The sequence below is a fragment of the Streptomyces prasinopilosus genome (assembly GCF_001419695.1).
In the GTDB taxonomy this organism is placed as follows: domain Bacteria; phylum Actinomycetota; class Actinomycetes; order Streptomycetales; family Streptomycetaceae; genus Streptomyces; species Streptomyces prasinopilosus.
Map to the genome: position 1 here is coordinate 1 of NZ_LIRG01000781.1, position 4,311 is coordinate 4,311.

At 72.7% G+C, this 4,311-nt stretch carries 5 protein-coding genes and 1 pseudogene; 5 read left to right on the forward strand and 1 reads right to left on the reverse strand.

Annotation, left to right across the window (positions count from 1 at the left end; translation table 11 throughout):
• Positions 1–273: 273 nt before the first annotated feature.
• The 5 genes from rpmE to AOK18_RS26360 all read left to right on the forward strand — a co-directional run bounded on the left by rpmE (position 274) and on the right by AOK18_RS26360 (position 4,107).
• On the forward strand, positions 274–495 hold the full coding sequence (gene rpmE / locus AOK18_RS26340) for a 50S ribosomal protein L31 (protein WP_007499053.1): 222 nt from the start codon (positions 274–276) through the stop codon (positions 493–495).
• 168 nt (positions 496–663) lie between these two features.
• Positions 664–1,740 (forward strand): peptide chain release factor 1, encoded by a 1,077-nt coding sequence (prfA, locus tag AOK18_RS26345; RefSeq protein WP_055695963.1) that lies wholly within the window; start codon positions 664–666, stop codon positions 1,738–1,740.
• Positions 1,741–1,807: 67 nt separating this feature from the next.
• On the forward strand, positions 1,808–2,695 hold the full coding sequence (gene prmC, locus AOK18_RS26350) for a peptide chain release factor N(5)-glutamine methyltransferase (protein WP_055572383.1): 888 nt from the start codon (positions 1,808–1,810) through the stop codon (positions 2,693–2,695).
• Positions 2,696–2,749: 54 nt separating this feature from the next.
• Positions 2,750–3,397, forward strand: coding sequence for an L-threonylcarbamoyladenylate synthase (locus AOK18_RS26355; protein ID WP_055572385.1), 648 nt, complete (start codon positions 2,750–2,752; stop codon positions 3,395–3,397).
• Positions 3,394–4,107, forward strand: coding sequence for an arsenate reductase/protein-tyrosine-phosphatase family protein (locus tag AOK18_RS26360; RefSeq protein ID WP_055695964.1), 714 nt, complete (start codon positions 3,394–3,396; stop codon positions 4,105–4,107). Before AOK18_RS26355 ends, AOK18_RS26360 begins: the two co-directional genes overlap by 4 nt.
• On the opposite strand, the pseudogene AOK18_RS26365 reads toward AOK18_RS26360, so the two are convergent.
• Positions 4,046–4,311: pseudogene (locus AOK18_RS26365) on the reverse strand (protein-tyrosine-phosphatase); the annotation flags it as partial. The gene AOK18_RS26360 and the pseudogene AOK18_RS26365 overlap by 62 nt on opposite strands.

Sequence of the window (4,311 nt, forward strand, 5' to 3'; positions counted from 1 at the left end):
GCCGCCGCGGGCCCCGCGGCCGCCGGCAGGGCCGAGGACGTCGTCAGCGCCCCCTGAGCGCCCTCCCGGCAACCGCTCCCCGCGATCCCGCCGCCCCGGAGGAAGCCGACGCCGCCGCCCGGGAGAACCGCCGCCACCGCCCCGGGAACAAAGGGGGGCGGCCCCCGGTTTTGGGGGATGGCGCCAGTCCTGGCAGACTGGTACGTCGGCTCCGGTTCACGCTCCCGCATCCCGCGGCTGCGACCCGGCGCCCTCCCGAACCTAGGAGTCACCTTGAAGCGCGACATCCACCCCGCGTACGTCGAGACGCAGGTCAGCTGCACCTGCGGTGCGTCGTTCACCACCCGCAGCACCATCGAGTCCGGCACCGTCCGGGCCGAGGTCTGCTCCGAGTGCCACCCGTTCTACACGGGCAAGCAGAAGATCCTCGACACCGGTGGCCGCGTGGCCCGCTTCGAGGCCCGCTTCGGCAAGGCCGCCGGCTCCAAGAAGTAGCGAGCCCCTGGGGCCTGCCCGGCGGATCTCCTCCGATCCGCCGGACGAGCCCTGGCGCCGGTCCACGGCCGCGACCCCCCTCCCCGCGCAAGGGGTCGGGGCGCGCGCCGGGACCGGCGTTTTTGGTCGCCCGCCTTCCCCCTTCCCCCGCAGGAGCAGGAGCCCAAGATGTTCGAGGCCGTCGAGGAACTCGTCACCGAGCACGCCGACCTGGAGACGAAGCTCGCCGACCCGTCGGTCCACGCCGACCAGGCCAACGCGCGCAGGCTGAACAAGCGGTACGCGGAACTCACCCCGATCGTCACCACCTACCGCTCCTTCCGGCAGACGGGGGACGACATCGAGACCGCGCGCGAACTGGCCGCCGACGACCCGGACTTCGCCGCCGAACTCAAGGAACTGGAGAAGCAGCGCGAGGAGCTCACCGAGAAGCTCCGCCTGCTGCTGGTCCCGCGCGACCCCAACGACGACAAGGACGTCATCCTCGAGGTCAAGGCGGGCGCGGGCGGCGACGAGTCCGCCCTGTTCGCCGGCGACCTGCTGCGCATGTACCTGCGGTACGCCGAGCGCGTGGGCTGGAAGACCGAGATCATCGACGCCACCGAGTCCGAGCTGGGCGGCTACAAGGACGTCCAGGTCGCCGTGAAGACCAAGGGCGGCCAGGGCGCCACCGAGCCCGGCCAGGGCGTGTGGGCCCGGCTGAAGTACGAGGGCGGGGTGCACCGCGTGCAGCGGGTGCCGGCCACCGAGTCGCAGGGCCGCATCCACACCTCCGCGGCGGGCGTCCTGGTGACGCCCGAGGCGGAGGAGGTCGACGTCGAGATCAACCCGAACGACCTGCGGATCGACGTCTACCGTTCCTCCGGCCCCGGCGGGCAGTCCGTCAACACCACCGACTCCGCCGTGCGCATCACGCACATCCCGACCGGAGTCGTCGCCTCCTGCCAGAACGAGAAGAGCCAGCTGCAGAACAAGGAGCAGGCGATGCGTATCCTGCGCTCCAGGCTGCTCGCGGCGGCGCAGGAGGAGGCGGAGAGGGAGGCCGCGGACGTCCGGCGCAGCCAGGTCCGCACCGTCGACCGCTCCGAGAAGATCCGCACCTACAACTTCCCGGAGAACCGCATCTCGGACCACCGCGTCGGGTTCAAGGCGTACAACCTGGACCAGGTCCTGGACGGCGACCTGGACGCGCTGATCCAGGCCTGCGTCGACGCCGACTCGGCCGCCAAGCTCGCCGCGGCATGACACCGGCCCGGGCCCGCGGGGCCCGGGCACCGGGCCGCCGTACCGGCCGCACCACAACTCCCGGAGGATGAGCGTGCAGCAACATAGTGGGGGGCGACCCCCAAGCCCCCGCAGCGTGCTGCTCGCGGAGGTGGCCCAGGCCACCCAGCGGCTCGCCGACGCCGGCGTGCCCTCGCCGCGCACCGACGCGGAGGAGCTCGCCGCGTTCGTGCACGGCGTCAAGCGCGGCGCCCTGCACACGGTGCGGGACGCCGACTTCGACGCCCGCTACTGGGAGGTCGTCGCCCGCCGCGAGGCGCGCGAACCGCTCCAGCACATCACCGGGCACGCCTACTTCCGCTACCTCGAACTCCAGGTGGGACCCGGGGTGTTCGTGCCCCGCCCGGAGACCGAGTCGGTCGTCGGCTGGGCCATAGACGCGGTACGGGCCATGGACGTCGTCGAGCCGTGCGTCGTCGACCTGTGCACCGGCTCGGGCGCCATCGCGCTCGCCCTCGCGCAGGAGGTGCCGCGCTCGCGCGTGTACGCCGTGGAGCTGTCCGAGGACGCCCTCGTGTGGACCCGCAAGAACATGGAGGGGTCACGCGTCGAGCTGCGCCAGGGAGACGCCCTGACGGCCTTCCCGGACCTCGACGGCCAGGTCGACCTGGTGATCTCCAACCCGCCGTACATCCCGCTCACCGAATGGGAGTACGTCGCCCCCGAGGCACGCGACCACGACCCCGAGCTGGCCCTGTTCTCCGGCGAGGACGGCCTCCACCTCATCCGGGGCCTGGAACGCACCGCGCACCGCCTGCTGCGCCCCGGCGGCGTGGTCGTCGTCGAGCACGCCGACACCCAGGGCGGCCAGGTGCCGTGGATCTTCGCCGAGGACCGCGGCTGGACCGACGCCGCCGACCACCCCGACCTGAACAACCGGCCCCGGTTCGCCACTGCCCGCAAGGCGGTGCCGTGAGCGTCCGGCAGACTTCAACCACCCCAGCCGCATGTGTACGAGGAGGCCCGCCAGATGGCTCGGCGATACGACACCAACGACGCGACCGATCGCGCGACCGGTCTGCGTGAAGCCGCGTCCGCCGTCCGGCGCGGCGAACTCGTGGTGCTGCCGACGGACACCGTCTACGGCATCGGCGCCGACGCGTTCACCGGCGAGGCCGTCGCCGACCTCCTGGCGGCCAAGGGACGCGGCCGCAACATGCCCACCCCCGTGCTCATCGGCTCCCCGAACACCCTGCACGGCCTCGTCACGGACTTCTCCGAACAGGCCTGGGAACTGGTCGACGCGTTCTGGCCGGGCGCGCTGACCCTGGTCGCCCGCCACCAGCCGTCCCTCCAGTGGGACCTCGGCGACACCCGCGGCACCGTCGCCGTGCGGATGCCGCTGCACCCGGTCGCCATCGAGCTGCTCACCGAGGTCGGCCCGATGGCCGTCTCCTCGGCCAACCTGACGGGCCACCCCGCGCCGGAGAACTGCGACGCGGCACAGGAGATGCTCGGCGACTCCGTCTCCGTCTACCTCGACGGCGGGCCCACCCCGGGCATCGTCCCCTCGTCGATCGTCGACGTCACGCGCCCCGTGCCCGTGCTGCTGCGCGAAGGCGCCCTCTCGCCGGAGGAGCTGCGCAAAGTGGTACCCGACCTCGAGGTGGCGAATTGACGGCCCCCGAGTCGGGGCGCGGCATAGGCGACGGGGAACGCGGCGCGGAGGAGACGACCACCTTCGGATTCCCGCGCGACACCTTCCGCATCCTCCACGTCAGCACCGGAAACGTCTGCCGCTCGCCCATCACCGAGCGGCTGACCCGGCATTTCGTGAGTCAGCGGCTGGGCATCCTGGGCGGCGGGCTGATCGTGGAGAGCGCGGGCACCTGGGGCCACGAGGGCGCGCCGATGGAGTCCCACGCGGAGACCGTGCTGGCCGACTTCGGCGCGGACCCCTCCGGCTTCACCGGCCGTGAACTGCTGGACGACCACGTGATCCGTGCCGACCTGGTGCTGACCGCGACCCGCGACCACCGTGCCCAGGTCATCTCCATGGGGCACTCGGCGGGCCTGCGCACCTTCACGCTGAAGGAGTTCACCCGCCTGGTGAACGCGATCGACCCGGCGACCCTGCCCCCGCTGGACGAGGGCCTGGTCATGCGCGCCCGCGCCCTGGTCCGCGCCGCCGCCGCGCTGCGCGGGTGGCTGCTGGCGCCGACCGCCGAGGCGGACGAGGTCTACGACCCGTACGGGGCGCCCCTGCCGTTCTTCCGCTCCATCGGCGACGAGATACACCAGGCCCTGGACCCGGTCGTCACCGCCCTCACGGGCGTCCCCACCCGCGCAGCGCGGCGGCGGCGCGGACCAGGGCGCGGGCGCGCATGACCAGGCCCTCGTCCAGCGGGGGCAGGGTCGCCGGGTCGATCGCGTTCACCAGGCGGGTGAACTCCTTCAGCGTGAAGGTGCGCAGGCCCGCCGAGTGCCCCATGGAGATGACCTGGGCACGGTGGTCGCGGGTCGCGGTCAGCACCAGGTCGGCATGGATCACGTGGTCGTCCAGCAGTTCACGGCCGGTGAAGCCGGAGGGGT